General features: G+C 38.3%; 9 protein-coding genes. All 9 read left to right on the forward strand.

All coding sequences use genetic code 11. The features are described from left to right. Positions 1-167: 167 nt before the first annotated feature. The 9 genes from WC623_RS20510 (at position 168) to WC623_RS20550 (ending at position 17,220) form a co-directional block, all read left to right on the forward strand. Positions 168-2,633, forward strand: a complete 2,466-nt coding sequence (locus WC623_RS20510) for a glycoside hydrolase family 2 TIM barrel-domain containing protein (protein WP_372854613.1) — start codon at positions 168-170, stop codon at positions 2,631-2,633. Between the two features lie 9 nt (positions 2,634-2,642). Next, positions 2,643-5,120 carry a glycoside hydrolase N-terminal domain-containing protein gene (locus WC623_RS20515; protein WP_372854615.1) on the forward strand — a complete coding sequence of 826 codons (2,478 nt, stop codon included), beginning with the start codon at positions 2,643-2,645 and terminating at the stop codon, positions 5,118-5,120. Between the two features lies 1 nt (position 5,121). Continuing rightward, positions 5,122-7,665, forward strand: coding sequence for a glycoside hydrolase N-terminal domain-containing protein (locus tag WC623_RS20520; RefSeq protein WP_372854617.1), 2,544 nt, complete (start codon positions 5,122-5,124; stop codon positions 7,663-7,665). Positions 7,666-7,674: 9 nt separating this feature from the next. After that, positions 7,675-9,822, forward strand: coding sequence for a TIM-barrel domain-containing protein (locus WC623_RS20525; protein ID WP_372854619.1), 2,148 nt, complete (start codon positions 7,675-7,677; stop codon positions 9,820-9,822). A gap of 7 nt (positions 9,823-9,829) precedes the next feature. Then, entirely contained in the window at positions 9,830-10,996 is a 1,167-nt protein-coding gene (locus WC623_RS20530; protein WP_372854621.1) for an alginate lyase family protein, read from the forward strand. Between the two features lie 43 nt (positions 10,997-11,039). Further along, a complete protein-coding gene (locus WC623_RS20535; RefSeq protein WP_372854623.1) occupies positions 11,040-12,923 on the forward strand; it encodes an alpha-L-fucosidase in 1,884 nt (627 codons plus the stop codon). A 24-nt stretch (positions 12,924-12,947) separates the two neighbouring features. Beyond that, positions 12,948-14,135: a glycoside hydrolase family 88 protein gene (locus WC623_RS20540; RefSeq protein WP_372854625.1), complete on the forward strand. Its 1,188-nt coding sequence runs from the start codon at positions 12,948-12,950 to the stop codon at positions 14,133-14,135. Positions 14,136-14,223: 88 nt separating this feature from the next. Next, complete coding sequence (locus WC623_RS20545; protein WP_372854627.1) at positions 14,224-15,663, forward strand: alpha-L-fucosidase; 1,440 nt, start codon at positions 14,224-14,226, stop codon at positions 15,661-15,663. Between the two features lie 27 nt (positions 15,664-15,690). Further along, positions 15,691-17,220 carry a DUF4955 domain-containing protein gene (locus WC623_RS20550; RefSeq protein WP_372854629.1) on the forward strand — a complete coding sequence of 510 codons (1,530 nt, stop codon included), beginning with the start codon at positions 15,691-15,693 and terminating at the stop codon, positions 17,218-17,220. Positions 17,221-17,289: the final 69 nt, after the last annotated feature.

Below are 17,289 nucleotides of genomic sequence, written 5' to 3' on the forward strand. Positions count from 1 at the left end.
ATTAAAAACATACTTTTTGATTAACCTGCTTGCGGGATAGGGGATATTATGCCAAGATAGCTGATGAATAAGCTAAAAGGGTCAAACAAAATGCTAAGGCTTATCAGCAATTTAGCAATGACTAATAATGCGCAAACCAAATATAAATTATTTAGATACCATACGAAGTGAAGAGAGTTAAGCTGTTGTTTTTTTTAGGACTGTTATTATGCAGTCAGTACCTTTCCGCGCAGAATAATCAAAGATTGATTAACAATTGGGAATATTTAAAGGGTGATTTAGGTGGAATCTGGGAGGCAATTAGACCTGCAAAAGAAGGTAGTCCGGAAACGGTTCCTTTATGGCAGAATGTAAGTTTACCACATTGTTTTAATGCGCTTAATTCCGTTGATCCTGATGAAAACTATTATCAGGGACCAGGTTGGTATCGTACGCAGTTGGAATTGAAAAATCCTTATATAGATGGCAGAACATTATTGCATTTTGAAGGGGCAGGTCAGAAAACCCAGGTTTATATTTATGATACTAAAGTAGCAGAACATGTAGGTGGCTATGATGAATGGACTGTTGATATTACTGATGCAGTAAGTGCATTTAAAAAAACAGAGGCTTATAAAACCCGCTTTAAAGGTAAAGTACCACTGCAAATCAGGTGTGATAATACCAGAGATTTAGAAATGATTCCCTCAGATTTGTCTGACTTTAATGTCTATGGTGGTATATATCGCTATTTGAATCTTGTGTATGTGCCTAAAGTATCTTTTGATAAGATTTTTGCAGCAGCAAGTGTGGACGAAAAAGGTGCCATAGGAAATCTAAGTATCTCTGGCAGGTTGTTAAATCCTATGGGAATAGACACTGTTTCTGTAAAAATTGAAGTTAAAGATCCACAAGGAAAGATAATCGCTACTTGGGGAAATGAAATAAAGGCTTTTTTTGGTGATAAGGACTTATGGGAAATGAGTTTTAAGAATCCGAAATTATGGTCGCCGGAATCTCCAAACCTTTATACTGTACAAACAAGCATCACAGCAAAAGGAGATACACATATTCATCAGGAGAAAATAGGATTCCGAAATTTTGAATTTGTTAAAAAAGGGCCTTTCAAGCTCAATGGAAAACGTTTACTATTGAGAGGAACGCATAGGCATGAAGATCATGCGGGGGTAGCTGCGGCTATGACTGAAGATATGATTCGGGAGGAATTATTGATGATGAAAGACATGGGGGTAAATTTTATTCGTCTGGGACATTATCAACAATCCAGGATTGTATTAGACTTGTGTGATAGTCTGGGGATTTTGGTTTGGGAAGAAATACCTTGGTGTCGTGGCGGACTTGGTGGTGAAGTTTACAAAGAACAGGCTCGTAGAATGTTGACCAATATGATTGAACAACATTATAATCATGCTTCGATAATCATCTGGGGATTGGGAAATGAAAATGATTGGCCCAATGATTTCAACGAATTTGATGAACAAAAAATTAGAACTTTTATGAAAGAACTAAATGCTCTTTCACATAAGTTAGACCCCTCAAGAAAAACTGCCATAAGAAGATGTGATTTCTGTAAAGATATTGTTGATGTATATTCTCCATCTATTTGGGCTGGATGGTACAGAGGGATATATACAGAATACAAAGAAACATCTAAAAAGGAATTTGAAAGAGTAGATCATTTTTTACATGTGGAATGGGGAGGCGACAGTCATGCCGGGCGACATTCTGAAAGCCCTGATAAGGCCCTTAGTTTAGTGAAAACTGGTGGAGGAGCAGATGAAAGAGACGGAGATGCGTCATTATTTGGGGGAAGTGCAAGGGTATCCAAAGATGGAGACTGGAGTGAGAGCTATATTGTTAATCTGATAGACTGGCATTTAAAAGAACAGGAAAAGATGCCTTGGTTAACTGGAGCAGCCTATTGGCCATTTAAAGACTTCTCTACACCTGTTCGTCCTGATAACCCTGTACCTTACATGAATCAAAAAGGAGTAGTTGAACGAGATTTTACTAAGAAGGAGTCTTACTATGTTTTCCAGTCGTATTGGACAAAGGCTCCTATGGTACGTATCTACGGACATTCATGGCCTGTTAGATGGGGTGATGTTGGAGAAGAGAAAATGGTTAAAGTATATTCTAACTGTACAGAAGCTGAGCTTTTTGTAAATGGCAAAAGCATGGGTAAAAAGAGGCGTAACAGTCAGAACTATCCAGCCGCTGGACTAAGGTGGATGATAAAATACAAGGAGGGGGAGAATAAAATAAAGGTTATTGCTAAGACCAAAGAAGGTAAAGAAATAATCGATGAGATTACACAGGAATACCAAACGGCAAAATGGACTAAGCCCGCAAAGCTGCTCCTTGAGAAGATAGCTGAGAAAGATAATATTGCAGTAATACAAGCGAGATTATATGATGAAAATAATATATTGTGTTTAGATGCCCGTAATTACGTGACATTCGGTTTAACGGGTGAAGGAACACTTATTGACGATCAGGGTACTTCTGATGGTTCACGTAAGGTTCAACTTTACAATGGAAGGGCAGTGATCAGTGTGAACCTGAATAAAGGTAAAAGCGTGGCAAGTGTAAAAGCTGATGGAATACAGGTTAGCTTTCTTCCGCTTAATTAAACGTAAAACATGATGATCAAAAACTTAATCCTCTTTGTTGGGTTTATATTAATAAGCAGTTCAAGTGCATTTAGTCAACCTAACATTGACAAAACATTGAAATTATGGTACAATAGGCCCGCTGATAATTGGAATGAAGCCCTACCTATTGGGAATGGTCGTTTAGGAGCAATGGTTTTTGGTGGACCTGCTAAGGAACAATTACAGCTCAATGAAGAAACAGTATGGTCTGGCGGTCCAAATAGCAATATTACTGCTGAATCAGGGGCTGCTATTCCGGCCTTAAGGAAATTGATTTTTGAAGGAAAATTTGAAGAAGCACAGGCTTTAGCAGATGTAGAAATGTTTCCAAAGAGAAACAGTGGAATGATATATCAGCCCGTTGGAAATCTTTTTCTGAATTTCGATGGACATGAAAAGGCTAAAAACTACTATCGTGATTTAAATATTGAAAAGGCCGTAGCTACAGTTACTTACGAATTGGATGGTGTAAAGTATAAGAGAGAAATATTATCTTCTTTTACTGATCAGGTAATGATTATACGTTTAACAGCAAGCAAACCAGGAAAAATATCCTTTACTGCAACAATGGATTCTCCTCAAAAAGGTGGATTAAAAATGGAAAATGGGAACCTTGTTTATGCTGGGCTGACAGCAGATCATGAAGGAGAAAAAGGGCAGATTCAATTCGAGTCGCAGGTAAAGACAATTGTAGAGGGAGGTAAAGCATCTTTAAAAGATAATATATGGACGGTTGTAAATGCCAATACAGCTACAGTATATGTTTCTATTGCTACAAATTTTAAAAAGTATAACGATCTGAGTGGAAATGCAGCTTTAAAGGCTAGAGCTTTTTTAACTGCAGCGATTAAAAGAAGGTATCCTGAGGCTTTGGCCAATCATATTAAATTTTATCAGCAATACTTTAACAGAGTGAAGTTTGATATTGGAGCAAATAGTGCCGTTGATAAACCTACAGATCAACGGATAGCGGAATTTGCAAAAACAAATGATCCACATCTTACTGCACTTTATTTTCAGTTTGGCAGGTATTTACTCATCTCAAGCTCGCAACCAGGTAACCAGCCACCTACTTTACAAGGTATCTGGAATGATAAAATGCTGGCGCCATGGGATAGTAAGTATACCATCAATATCAATACAGAAATGAACTATTGGCCTGCCGAGGTTACCAATCTTTCAGAATTGCATGACCCTTTATTTAAAATGTTGAAAGATCTTTCTGTTACGGGACAGGAAACCGCTAAGGTAATGTATGGTGCGAGAGGGTGGGTCACGCATCACAATACTGATCTTTGGCGAATTACTGGTCCGGTAGATAGGCCTTATGCTGGCTTATGGCCAATGGGTGGAAATTGGTTAAGCCAGCATTTGTGGGATCATTATATGTTTACTGGTGATCAGAATTTCTTAAAAGAATATTACCCCGTGTTGAAAGGAGCCTGTGATTTCTATTTAGATGTTTTACAGGAGGAACCAACGCATAAATGGTTAGTGGTTTCACCTTCTAATTCACCTGAAAATACTTATGTTCCTGGTAAACGCATTTCTATTGCAGCTGGTACAACTATGGATAATCAGCTTCTGTTTGACTTGTTTACCAAAACAGAAAAAGCAGCCGGAATTTTAGGTCTTGATTCAGAATTCAGAAAGATTTTAAAAAATACATTAGCGCGTTTGGCGCCAATGCAAATTGGAAAGTATAGTCAGCTACAGGAATGGATGCATGATTCAGACCGTACGGATGATAAACACCGTCATGTTTCTCATTTATATGGCTTGTATCCAGGTAATCAGATATCTCCAATAAGAACACCAGAGTTATTTGATGCCGCCAGAACTTCTTTGATTTATAGGGGTGATCCTGCTACGGGTTGGTCTATGGGTTGGAAAGTTAATTTTTGGGCTAGATTTTTAGACGGTAATCATGCTTATAAACTCATTACCGATCAGTTAAAACTGGTTGGTGGTCGTATAGAAGGTGTAGATACAAAAGGCGGAGGTACTTATCCTAATATGCTTGATGCGCATCCGCCATTTCAGATAGACGGTAATTTTGGTTGTACAGCAGGAATTGCTGAAATGATGCTGCAATCGCATGATGGCGCGATACACTTGTTGCCTGCAATACCAGATAACTGGCCTACAGGTGAAATAACAGGTCTGGTAGCTCGTGGTGGATTTGTTCTTGATATGGCCTGGAAAAGCAATAAACTGATCAGACTTAAAGTCAGATCGAAAATAGGAGGTAAATGCAGGTTGCGTATCAACAAGGATATGGAACTTAAAAGTCGGGATCTCGTATTAGCAAAAGGCTTAAATACCAATCCGTTTTACGAAACACCAGAGGTGAAAAAACCGATAATTTCTTTTCAAGCCAAGTTAAAAGCTGTAGGGATAAAACCCATAATAGAATATGATGTGGACACAGATGCTGGTAAGGAATATGTTTTTAATTTGAATTAATATGCTGAAATATAGAATTCTTTTTGTTGGGATATTTTTCAGTGGAATTACAGGGTTTGCGCAGCAAAAAAAAGAATCTGCGCTGAAACTATGGTATAAACAGTCTGCAAAAGTATGGGAAGAAGCTTTACCATTAGGCAATGGAAAAACTGGAGCAATGGTTTTTGGCAGGGTAAGCAGAGAACGTTTCCAGCTTAATAATAACACACTTTGGTCTGGGGCTCCTGAACCTGGAAATAATCCTAAAGCAAAGGCCAGTCTGCCAATCTTAAGGGAAGCGGTATTTAATGGTGATTATGGTAAAGCAGCAGAGTTATGGAAGAAGAATATGCAGGGACCATATTCTGCTCGTTATTTAACAATGGCCGATCTGTTCCTTGATTTTAAGTTTAAAGATTCAATCACAACAGCTTATCAGCGTGAACTTGATATAAATAATGCTTTAAGTACAGTAACTTATACCGTAGGGGGTATAAAGTACAAGCGGGAAACCCTAATTAGCTATCCTGATCAGGCAATGGCTATACGAATAACGGCTGATAAACCAAATGCGCTAAACTTTACAACGGAGATCAACAGTAAGCTGAGATATAAAGTAGTAACGCCTGAGCAAAATTATCTGGTCTTAAAAGGCAAAGCCCCAAAACATGTTGCACATAGAGCTAGCGAAGTACAACAGGTGGTTTACGACGAAAAGGAAGGGATGACGTTTGAAGTACATGTAAAGATCAAAGCCGAAGGTGGAACAACAAAAGCTGTTGGAGATAAATTAATAGTTAACCAAGCCAATGCGGTAACCATTTACATGACTAATGGAACGAGTTTCAATGGCTTTGATAAGTCGCCCGGATTACAAGGAAAAGACCCTGCTATTGAAGCCACTTCAAATCTGGCTAAAGTTTATTCAAAGTCATTTGCAATGATGAAATCGGCGCATATATCTGATTATCAAAGATTTTTTAGTCGCGTTTCATTTAGTTTATCTACAGATTCTTCTTTATCAAAATTACCTACAGATATAAGGTTGTCCAGGCAAGGTGCAACAGGAAATGATCAGGGCTTACAAGTCTTGTATTATCAGTTTGGCAGGTACCTGTTGATATCGAGCTCAAGAGCCGGTTCGCAGGCAACAAACTTACAGGGAATATGGAATGATCATGTACAACCACCATGGGGTAGTAATTATACCGTAAATGTGAATACGGAGATGAACTATTGGTTGGCAGAGAATACAAATCTTTCAGAATTACACCAGTCTTTATTCGATTTTATTAAAACGTTGGCAGTTAATGGAGCAGTAACAGCAAAGGTTAACTATGGCATCCAGCAAGGTTGGGTTGTTCATCATAATACAGATATATGGTCTAAAACTTCACCAACAGGTGGCTTTGATTGGGATCCAAAAGGATCACCAAGGTGGTCGGCATGGCCAATGGGAGGTGCATGGTTAAGTACACATCTATACGAACATTATTTGTTTACTGGTGATAAGCGCTTTTTGAAAGAAAAGGGATATCCTCTGATGAAAGGTGCTGCCGAATTTATGTTGAACTGGCTGGTTAAAGATAAAAAAGGTTATCTGGTTACGAATCCATCTACCTCACCTGAAAATGTTTTTAAAAATAATGGTAAGGAATATGAAATCAGTATGGCGACTACAATGGATATGGGAATCATAAGAGAGTTGTTTACTGCTTGTATTGCTTCTTCAGAAACATTAGGAATTGACGAGGCATTTCGTTCGAGATTGGTAGAAGCAAAGGAAAAATTATATCCGTATCATATTGGAAAATATGGACAGCTACAGGAATGGTACGATGATCTGGATGATCCTAAAGACAGTCATAGACATTTATCACACCTTTTTGGGCTTTATCCTGGAAACCAGATCACAACAGAGAATGCTCCAGAATTAGCTGCGGCTGCAAAGCAATCGCTCATTCATCGTGGCGATCACAGCACCGGTTGGTCTATGGCCTGGAAAATAAACTGGTGGGCCAGGCTTAAGGATGGAAATCATGCTTTAAAGATTTTAAAAACAGGCTTAACATTAATTGAGCCAGGTAAAGACCAGATGAGCGGTGGTGGAACCTACGCTAACTTACTGGATGCACATCCTCCATTCCAGATTGATGGAAATTTCGGTGCTACAGCTGGAATAACAGAAATGTTGTTGCAAAGTAATGAGGGGGCACTAAATCTATTACCTGCTTTACCGGACGATTGGTACACAGGTAATATTAAAGGGATTAAAGGCAGAGGTAATTTTACTGTAAATATGGAATGGAATAATGGGAAACTATTGGCTGCGGAGATCTATTCTGGATCTGGTGGCAATTGCAGATTGATGACTTCAGTACCGGTAAAAGTGACTGGAGCCATTGCTAAACCTATATCAGATAGCAATAGCTTACATGAATCAATAGAAAAACCAGCATACTTTAAAAATGAAAAAGCAGAACTCCAGGAATTGCTGCTTGAAAAAAGATATGTGATAGATTTTCAAACAGAAAAGGGAAAAACTTATAAAATAACGACCAGATAAATATCATTTATGAACCGGATATTCAAATATTCATTTTGCTTAGTACTCTTGTTAACATTTGGGAAGTTAGCTGCACAGGATATTAAATGGGAAATCATCGCGCCAGGTATCTGGAAAGGAAGTATTGGTAAACCTGAGAGCTATAATTTGCTAATTGCTTCCGGAGCTAAGCCTGCTATGGATAGATTGAAAGGCATGAAGGAAACTTCTTTTCCGTTAGTTCAGCAAGAAATTACTGCGAAGCTTAATGATGGTAAGGTTTATTTGCGTTTTCCACTGGATAAAAAGGAACAGATTTATGGATTTGGTTTAAACTTTCAAACAGTACACCAGCGCGGTAAAATCCTGAAGCTACATGTAGATCATTTTGGAGGTAAAGATAATGGCCGTACGCATGCTCCAACTCCTTTTTATGTATCTTCAAATGGTTATGGCGTATTTATCAACTCTGCTCGTTATCTTGATATTTATGCTGGTTCGGCGGTATTGCGTGATGGGGAAAATGTACCTGAAGCGAAAGACAGAAATACAGATAAAAGCTGGTCATCTAGACCATATTCTGATGGTGTAGAGATTTTGGTGCCATCAGAAGGTGTGGAGTTTTACGTGTTTGCAGGACCTAAACCATTGGATGCTATACGCAGGTATAATCTCTTTAATGGAGGTGGTGTACTGCCTCCACGCTGGGGACTGGGTTTTACGCAAAGGGTAAGAACCTTATATACTTCTGATGAGGTAGAAGCTGAAGTGAAAGCCTTTGAAGATAAAGGATTTCCTCTTGATTTTATAGGCTTGGAGCCGGGATGGCAGAGCAAAGCTTATCCATGTACTTTTGAATGGGATAAGGGGCGTTTCCCACAACCATCTGCATTCGTAAAATCATTACTTGATAAAAGGGTAAGGGTAAACCTGTGGACAAACCCATATGTATCACCAAAGGCATCTATCTATAATAATATTAAGCCTTTCACAGCCGATCATACCGTTTGGTTAGGCGCAATTCCTGATTTGACCATGCCTCAGGCACGGGATATATTGTTCTCACAGTTGAAAAAGAGTCAGCTGGATATTGGTGTTAGTGGTTATAAATTTGATGAAGTAGACGGTTATGATCATTATTTATGGCCGGATGTAACGCTCTTTCCTTCGGGTAAAAGTGCGGAACAGATGCGTCAGACTTATGGTTTGCTGATACAACGTTACAGTGCGGAAATGTATCATGAACGTAACCAACGTACATTCGGACTGGTAAGGGGATCTAATGGTGGGTCTTCATCATTCCCATATGTGATTTATAATGATTATTATAATCATGAAGATTTTATTACTGCTTTGATTAACAGTGGTTTTGCAGGTGTGCTTTGGACGCCGGAAGCCCGGGCCTCAAAATCAGAAGAAGAATGGTTAAGAAGAATGCAGTCTGTCGTATTCTCCCCAATGGCAATGATCAATGCATGGTCTTCAGGAACCAAACCATGGAGCTATCCAAACGTAGAACAGCAGGTAAAAGATGTAGCATTACTGCGTATGAAAATGATGCCTTACTGGTACAGCGAATTTGCTAAATATCATTTTGAAGGTACACCACCATTCCGTGCAATGAATCTTGAAGATGGTTATCAGGCAGATGTCAAGACTGAAGTTAAAACAACAAATCTTGAAGAGAACCCATATATAGAGGCCGTAAACAAAGAGGTAAAAGATCAATATATGGCTGGCGAATATTTGCTGGTAGCCCCAATGTTCGCTGGAAAGAAAACCAGGACTGTGATTTTGCCAAAAGGAAAGTGGTTTGACTTTTATACTGGCGAATTTGCTGGGGATGGTCAAGTCATTACAATAACTCCAGGATTAGATAAAATTCCTGTTTATGTTAAAGATGGTGGTATTATTCCAATGGGACCAGCATTGTTACATGCTCCTAAAGTTAATGAAAAACTAGATCTGGAAATCAGGTATTATGGAAGTAAACCAGGTAAATATATGCTGTACGATGATGATGGCGAGACTTTTAACTATGAAAAAGGCGCATATAGTTTCAGGGAAATCAATATTGTAAAAAAAGCAGATGGTAAACTGGAGGCTTCCATCTCAACGGCTCAGAAAGGAAAACCTAATACAATAAGTAAAGTGAGTTTTAAAGCAATGACTAAATAATTGATTTATGAAGAAAGTATTGATATTAGGGTTGCTATTGTTGAATATAATGGTTTTTCATAGTGCAGCTAATGCAAATAACATTGAAAAAGAAGTTATAAAGACATTAAAAGTTACCATTCTGAAAAATGCCGAATGGGCCATGCAGCAAAAAACTGTTACTGTTACAGACGAGCAGTCTTCACGAAGTGCAGGGGGGAAGCACGACTTTTATTCAGAAGGAGATTATTGGTGGCCTGATCCTAAAGATCCTAAGGGACCTTATATTCAGAAAGATGGATTAACAAATCCTGAGAACTTTGTAGCCCATCGACTGGCAATGATTCGTTTTAGTAAAATCATAGGCGCATTAGCTTCTGCTTATAAACTTACAGGTGATCAGAAATATGTAAAACAGGCAGTGAAACATTTACGGGCATGGTTTATAAATGAAACTACATTGATGAACCCTAATTTACAATATGCCCAGGCTATTCAAGGTCGCTTTACAGGACGTGGTATAGGAATTATTGATACCATACATTTTATGGAAGTGGCTCAAGGAGTGATAGTGTTGCAGAAGGCAATGGATGCAGAAGTACTTACAGGTACCAGAAAATGGTTTGCAGCATACCTGGATTGGTTAATGAGTCATGAGTATGGAAAAGCAGAAATGAATGCATTAAATAATCATGGAACCTGTTTTGTAATGCAAGTCGCATCTTTTGCCAAACTATGTAACAATGATCAGCTTATGGAGTTTTGTAGCAATAGATATAAAACAGTCTTATTGCCTAATCAGATGGCTGTTGATGGTAGTTTCCCCAGAGAACTTTCCCGTACAAAACCATATGGATATTCGATATTTAACCTTGATGCTATGACAATGCTTTGTCAGATTCTTTCTACAAAAGCAGATAACCTATGGGACTATAAGACCAGTGATGAAAAATCTATTAAAAAGGGAATTGAATATTTATATCCATTTGTTGCTGATAAAAGCAAGTGGACTTTAAAGCCTGATGTAATGTATTGGGAGAATTGGCCCGTTGCGCAGCCATTGCTCGTATTCGGTGCTAATGCTTACGGTAATCAAAATTGGTTAAAGACCTGGATAAAATTGGAGCATGATCCCCAGGTAGAAGAAGTGGTAAGGAACTTACCGATCAGAAACCCTTTGATATGGTTGAATTAGCAGAATATTATATAAAATATCCAAACACACACAAAACCAAATAATGAAACGTATAACGAACAAAGGGACAGTACTTTTGTTTTCTTCACTTCTTTTGCTGAGTAGCTACGGTTACAGTCAGGTTTCAGGAGATGAGGATAAAGAGATGTTTAACAGGGCACAGCAGCGTGACCAAAAGGCAATAGAAGAAGCAAGAACTGGCTGGTGGAAAACCTCTATGAAGACGCACGATGAGCGGATAAAATGGTGGAGGGACGCACGTTTCGGCATGTTTATACATTGGGGACTTTACTCTTTACCTGCCGGGGAGTGGAAAGGGAAATTGGTGAAGGGTTATTCCGAGCACCTGATGCGAAAAGAAAAGATCAGTAGAGCTGAGTACCTTGATCTAGCTCATGAATTTAATCCCCTAAAATTCAATGCAGAAGAATGGATTCTGGAAGCAAAGAAGTCAGGCATGAGGTATTTTATCATTACGGCGAAACACCACGATGGATTTGCTATGTATAATTCTTCAGTTTCAGATTTTAATGTTTTGAAACAGACTCCATTTAAGCGTGATCCAATGGCCGAGCTTGCTGCAGCAGCAAAAAAGTATGGGATGAAATTTGGTTTTTACTATTCTCATGCTTTTGATTGGGAGCATCCTGATGCTCCTGGGAATGACTGGGAATACAACAATCCAGGAGGCGATAAATTACTTGGTGGTGCAAACTGGTATGATAACCATCCTGAATGGCTACCAAAAGCAGCTAAGTATGTAGATGAAAAAGCTATACCTCAAATTAAAGAATTGATCAATAAGTATCATCCTGATATCCTATGGTTCGATACACCTCATAAATTACCATTATCAGAAAATATGAGAATACTGAAGGCTATTCGTGAAACGGATCCAAATATTGTAGTCAACGGACGTTTGGTTAGAAGTGCGGGCGGAAACTTTGGTGATTATATGAATACTGCGGATAGACCAGCAGAATTAATGACGGTAGAGGGAGATGCAGAGGCAATTCCAACTACCAACGAATCTTATGGATATTCTAAACACGATAACAGTCATAAATCAGCCAGTTTTTTTATAAAACTTCTCGCTAATTCAGCATCCAGAGGCGCAAACCTCTTAATGAATTTAGGACCTAAAGGAGATGGAACCTTTGATCAGAAAGATAAGAACATCTTAGATAGTGTGGGTGCCTGGTTAAGTAAAAATGGAGCAGCTATTTATGGAACCGAAAAGGGGAAATTACCCATCCCTGCATGGGGTGTAACTACTCAGAAAGGGCAATATGTTTATTTGCATGTATTTAACTGGCCAAGTGATGGAAATCTTGTTGTAGGTGGGTTAAAAAATGAGGTTAAAGCAGCCTGGTTTTTAGCAGATAAAAACAAAAAGAAGCTGGAAATTAAACGTCTGGATCCATCAGCTATAAATGTTAGTATTCCTATCAAATCTACAGGAGAACCTGTTGTGGTGATTACACTTGAACTAAAAGGGAAGATTGATATAGATCCAGTAAGGCTATTGGAATCTAATATTGATAAAAACCGGTTATTGGTATTTGATGCTATCCAACACGGACAAAAGCTTGGCTATGGAGATGGTAAAACCGATCGCTATTTCGTGACGAATTGGAAATCGAAAGACAGTTATCTAACCTGGGACCTAAAAACTCTTGTACCCGATAAGTATAAAATAATAGCAAAATATATTGCTGAGGAAGGTGGTTCATCATATGAAGTTAAAATTGGAGGGTTCTCTAAAAAAATACAGGTAATGCAGTCAAAAAAAGGAGCTGTTGTTGCTCAGGAAATTGGTGTAGCTGAGTTAAGTAAAGGCTTACAACAATTAAGTGTTAAAGTGATTGATATTAAGGGCTCGGAGTTAATGAAGTTACTGGAAATACAGTTGATACCAATAAAATAATTGAAAACAATAATAAAAGAATTTATGAAATCATTCTCTTTAACAATATGTACATTATTACTTGCTGCAGGATCATCTTTTAGTCAGAAAGTAGATATTAAAAAGGCATTTAAACATGCTGATCAACAGACCTTGGTCATGCTGAAAGAAATAGAAAAAACTAAAACCTCTGCTACAAAAAAGGATCTGGTAACTCCGCGGACTTTAGAAAATGGTCATCTGAAAATGGTTGCCTCAAAAGATTGGACAAGTGGTTTTTTTCCAGGTGAACTTTGGTTTTTATATCAATATACCGGTAAACAGATCTGGCTTGATCAGGCAAAAGCATTTACTAAACTTATTGAACCGGAACAGTTTAATGGTAAAACTCATGATATGGGCTTTAAAGTCTATTGTAGTGTTGGAACTGGATACCGTATTACAAAAGACAAGCATTATCGCGATGTAATTATACAATCAGCTAAAACACTTGCTACCCGGTTTAATCCTAAGACAGGAGTAATTCTTTCCTGGGATCATAGTAGGGATAAATGGGTAAATCCAGTAATCATTGATAATATGATGAACCTTGAATTGTTATTTGAAGCTACAGCACTTACAGGTGATTCTTCATTTTATAAAATTGCAGTAAGTCATGCCAATACAACGATGAAGAACCATTTCCGTCCTGACTATAGTTCTTATCATGTAGTTGATTACGATCCGAATACCGGTGCAGTGTTAAAAAAGCAAACTCATCAGGGATATAGCCATGAGTCTGCATGGTCAAGAGGGCAGGCATGGGCACTTTATGGCTATACAATGTGTTACCGTTTTACCAAAGATCCGTCTTATTTAAATCAAGCAGAACACATTGCTGCTTTTATGCTCAATCACAAGAATATGCCGACAGACTTAGTTCCATATTATGATTTTGATGCTCCAAATATTCCTAACGAACCTAGAGACGTATCTGCTGCTGCTGTAACTGCATCTGCATTATATGAATTAGGAGGCTATAGCAAAAAGAAGAACATATTTTATCAAAAAGCAGATATCATGTTAAATAGCATGGCTACAAAATATGCATCTCCAGTTGGAAAAAATAAGGGTTTTATATTGCTAAGCAGCACTGGTTCCAAACCATCAGAAAGTGAAGTAGATGTGCCACTGTCCTATGCTGATTATTATTACCTTGAAGCGCTATTGAGATACAAAGCATTGAAAAGGTAAACAATATCGTATAGGAAAGAGCCAAATTTACTGACAATTGGCTCTTTCTAATTCTTTAAATTAGCCATCTACCAAATAGAACTAAATTATGTTTAAACGGAAAATACTTTTAGCAATAACAGCCATTTTAATATTGGCACAACCTGTCTTTAGTCAGAAAACATTAACTAAAGATGAGCGCATGGCTTGGTGGAGAGATGCTAAATTTGGCATGTTTATTCACTGGGGGGTATATGCACAGTTTGGTGGGGTATATAAAGGCCATGAACAACGTAGGGGTGGTGCGGAGTGGATCATGAACAGATCGAAAATCCCCGTTTCGGAATATCAGGAAATGGCAAAAAGCTTTAATCCAGTGAAATATAATCCGGACGACTGGGTAAGGATGGCAAAGGATGCGGGAATGAAATATTTGATCATTACCGCTAAACACCATGATGGCTTTGCTTTGTTTAATTCTAAAGCAAGCAAATGGGACATTACAGATGCTACTCCTTACGGTAAGGATTTGTTAAAGCCATTAGCAGAGGCATGTAAAAAGTATGGAATAAAATTAGGGTTCTATTATTCTCAGGCACAGGATTGGAATAATCCGGGTGGTTCTGCTGCCAGAAAAGTGATGAACGAGGGATGGTTAAATCCTGATTCTGCAAAAGTTGATGCTTATACTTTAGCTAATAAAGGCCATTGGGATCCAGCACAGATGACCAAATCATTTGATCAGTATATTGACGATGTGGCTGTACCACAGGTTAAAGAATTGATGACCAATTATGGCGATATTGCTGTTCTTTGGTGGGATACCCCAACAAATATGACTGACGAAGCTGCGGTTAAGTTGCAGAATGCATTGAAATCGCAACCACATATCATTACAAATGACCGTTTGAAACGTCCGAACTTTCCTGGTGACACGAAAACACCTGAACAGAAAATACCTAGTCAGGCAGAATTGGATGGTATGGATTGGGAAACATGTATGACCATGAATGGTACATGGGGTTTTAGAACTTCAGACCAGAAATGGAAATCCTCAGAAACACTAATCCGAAACCTTGCTGATATTGCATCAAAAGGAGGCAACTATCTTTTAAATGTCGGCCCTAAACCTGATGGTACTTTCCCTCAGGAAAGTATAGATCGTTTGAAAGCTATTGGAACATGGATGAAGGTAAATAGTGAATCTATCTACGGCACAAGGTCTAATCCGCTTGAAACTTTAACCTGGGGCAGGTGTACACGAAAAGATGCTCCTAAAGGTACGATACTTTATTTTACTGTATTCAATTGGCCATCAGATGGTAAGTTAATTGTTCCAGGTATAAAGAATAAGGTTTTATCAGCTACTTTATTGGCGACAAAAGGTAAATTGAAAACTGAAATGAAAGGTAATGAGCTAACGATTGCAATACCGTCGGAAGCCCCTGATAAAGTTGCTAGCGTTATTAAGGTTGAATTTGAAGGTAAAGTAGAACCTCAGTTGAATGTTAAGCCTAAAAAGGAAATGAAAACAGGTGCACTCGACTAATCACCAGGACCTATTTGAATTATAATTATGAGGAGATTTAATTGCATCCTGATTTGTTTTAATATTTGTTTGATCAACCTGAGCGTTCAGGCGCAAAAAACAGCACCATTATGGGAGGATTTTGTAAAAGCTAAAAAATCAGGAGGTACACCAGTACTTCCTGATTTTTCATATGCCGGATATGGCTTTTCTGAAATCCCAATTCCTTCGTTAATTGGGAAAAAGATTTTTAAGGTAGATGATTTTGGAGCAAAGCCAAATGATAATCAGTTTGATGATGAGGCTATCCAAATGGCTATAAATGCAGCGGAATCAAATCCTGGAGGTGGCATAGTATTCTTCTCTTCAGGGAAATACTTAATAGCACCAGATGAAGATGCGACCAGGCAAATCAGAATAACTAAAAGTAACATCGTTTTAAAAGGTAATGGAAGCGGAAAGGGCGGAACAGAAATCTATCAGGCCAATATGAGAATCAATGGTAGACAATTTTTGTTTAAACCAGAAGATAATAAAGTTGAAAGATTAACAACTATAGTAAAGGACGCAGAACGCGAAACTTTTTCGGTTGTCGTAAAAGATGTCTCAAAACTTAAAGTTGGTCAGGATGTAGTTATTCGTCACAGAAGTGAAGAATTCACAAAGCTTTATTTTTCTCCTTTAGAGTTGAAACCACAATGGTCAAGGTTGTTTGGTGATAAAGGAGGAATGTTGATCTATGAAATCCACACGATCACTAAAATTGAGGGGGATAAGGTGAGCCTTAAGAATCCTATTCACATCGATATTAAAATGGTTAAGTCCGCCAATTGGACTATAGAATCTTATAATTCTATTGATCAATGTGGCGTAGAGGATATTTTGTTTACCAGCAATTGGAAAAATTATCCTGAAGAGTTCATACACCATAAAAATGAAATCCATGACTATGCTTATGAGGCGATAGGTATGGAGTATCTCAAAAACAGTTGGGTTCGGAATTGTGAGTTTCATGACTGGAATGAGGGTATTTACCTAAGGTCTGGTTACCAGATCACAATAGAGAACACTCATTTTAGAGGTAAAAAAGGACATGCTTCCGTTCACGCAAGAACTGGATATGGTGTATTGGTTAAGAAATGTACGTTCAATGGTGCCCAGCACCATGGCGCTGGAACTGGATATAGTGCGGTCGGTACTGTCGTTACTCAGTGTTCATTAGGTACTGATCAGAATTTTGATATTCATTCCGGACAGCCTTACGCTACGCTTTATGATGATATTGACGGTGGTGTTTTTTATAATTTAGGTGGACCTGAACCAGGACATCCACATCATGGGAAAGATTTAGTGCTTTGGAATTTTTATCATAAATCAGCAAAAGATCAGCAATATAATTTTTGGGACATGAGCAGGAGAAGGAATTATACAATTGCAGCACCGGTATTGGTGGGTTTTCAGTCGGACAGGAAAGTGACATTTGAGAATGCTGGAATAGTGGAAATGAAAGGTGAATCAGTGTTGCCTAAGTCATTGTTTGAAGCGCAATTGGAGCTGAGGTTAAAGGGGAGAAAATAACCTGGTTTTCCTAATCCACAGGCTATAGTCGACTTTATTCTAAAAGCCAGATAAAAAAAGTATTAAATT

The organism is Pedobacter sp. (genome assembly GCF_041645105.1).
Taxonomy (GTDB): domain Bacteria; phylum Bacteroidota; class Bacteroidia; order Sphingobacteriales; family Sphingobacteriaceae; genus Pedobacter.